Origin of the sequence: Parahoeflea alexandrii (assembly GCF_027214025.1) — a bacterium.
In the GTDB taxonomy this organism is placed as follows: Bacteria; Pseudomonadota; Alphaproteobacteria; order Rhizobiales; family Rhizobiaceae; genus Hoeflea; species Hoeflea alexandrii_A.
Window position 1 is genome coordinate 1 of record NZ_JAPWHB010000020.1, and the last position, 1,824, is coordinate 1,824.

Here is a 1,824-nt window from a genome sequence, read left to right on the forward strand (position 1 = left end):
TTTGGCGGCCCGGGTGACGGCGCCGCCGGCGGGAGCGGCTGCCGCCGGGATCGAGGCGGTGATGATCGGGTCGCGGGCGTCCGGCAGATCATTGGCGGCTTGCCTGATCGAACCACCGGCCATGTCATTGGCCTGGGCCTGGGCCTGGGCCGGGGCGGGGGCCGGCGTGGCGGCAAGCAGCGGCAGGCCAGTGCGGGTCAGGCGCAAGGTGGTGGAGAGGGGCGCCGGGGACAGCCAGGCCAGGCTTGCGACGCCGTCCGGGACGGTAGCGCGAGGAGGGGCGAGCGGGCCGGGTGTATTTGCTTCAACCAAAACCGCGGGTTTTGTTCGGGGTGTCTCATCAACATTTGCCTGTGCGGCGACGGTGAAGAGTAACGAGATTGCCAATGTAGTATTTGAGAGAAAAATCTTCTTTTTTACTTGGCTATACATTTGTTATGCCTTCCCCGTTAGTTGGGATAAGACTACTCAAACAAACATAAGATCTTGAAAACAAACAAAACCAACAAATACATATTTAATTCGATAAAAATTGAATAAATTATCTTTCTCCGGACGGAATGGATACTTCGTCCGGTTGTCGGCGTGTCGGGTCTTCGGGAATCAGCGCCCGCTAAAAAGCATAATTAAATATGCAGTAAAATTTACCATTTCTTGATAAAGTCCCCATTGGCATACCTATGTATTCGATTTCGATTCAAAGTATTTGTTGATGAAATACTAACTGGTCAAGGGTGGGTAAATTCAGTTTGGGAGTCCTGTCATGATTGAAGACCGCGGCCTTGATAATTCGGAAACCATTATCGAAAGCGCAGAGGCCGACAGCGGCCTGGACGCGGTCTTGATGGCGCAGGCAGACACGGGCTCCGGCACGACATCGGGCAATGAAGCTTCCGGCGCAGCGCCGGGGATCAGCATCATCGTTCCCGATGCGGAAAACCGGGTGACGCTGGCGGCCAGCGCCAGCATCGAGAACATCCAGCTTGACGGCGACGACCTGCTGCTGATCCAGCCGGACGGCTCGCAGATCCGGATCATCGGCGGTGCGCTGAATGTGCCGACCTTCATCATCGGCGACATCGAGGTGCCGCAGGAGGCGCTGGTCGCAACGCTCGAAACCAGCGGCTTCAATGTTGCCGCCGGTCCGAACAACACGCTTTCAGTCTCGCCACAGACTCCGACCGGCTCGGGCGGGGAGTTCGAGGATTCGAGCGGGGCATCGATCGCCGGTGACGGGCTGCAGACATTGAGCTTGCTGGGGGATACTTCGGGAGCCGGTGACGGCGGGGCCGGGGCTGCCATCGATGAGAATACCGGCAACATTGCCTCGGTGGTGACCGGCGGCGTGTCCACCGGCGGGATCGTCGAGTCTGTCGACAATCCGGGCGGCATCGATGCCGACCCTGTTGCCGCCACCGGCTCGATCACATTTTTCGATCCGGATTTCGGCGAGACCCGCACGGCGGAAGTCGCAGCCAGCGCTGTCGTTTCGCAAGTGCTCAACAACGGCAGCACGCTCACGGCGGCGCAGCTCGATGCGCTGCTCGCTGGCTTCAGCCTGGATACGCCAGGCGGCATCACCGTCGAATCGACAACCGCCGCAGGCGGGTCGATTGCCTGGACCTATGCGGTCGGCAACGCCGCGGTGGATTTCCTCGCCGCGGGCGAAGTCATCACCCTGTCCTTCGACGTGCAGATAAATGACGGCATCTTCACGGCCACCCAGACGGTGACGATCACGGTGACAGGCACCAATGACGCGCCGGTGATCACCTCGGGCGTGCAGTCGGGCACGGTTGACGAGCAGGCTGACCTTGCGCCGCT

At 59.9% G+C, this 1,824-nt stretch carries 2 protein-coding genes; one reads left to right on the top strand and one right to left on the bottom strand.

The genetic code is table 11. From position 1 onward, the window contains the following. Positions 1-312: hypothetical protein (locus O4H62_RS26235; protein WP_269391838.1), on the bottom strand; the 312-nt coding region annotated here is incomplete at its 3' end. Between the two features lie 451 nt (positions 313-763). Here O4H62_RS26235 and O4H62_RS26240 point away from each other — a divergent pair. Then, positions 764-1,824 (top strand): VCBS domain-containing protein (locus O4H62_RS26240; protein ID WP_269391839.1); only part of this gene is annotated, 1,061 nt, incomplete at its 3' end.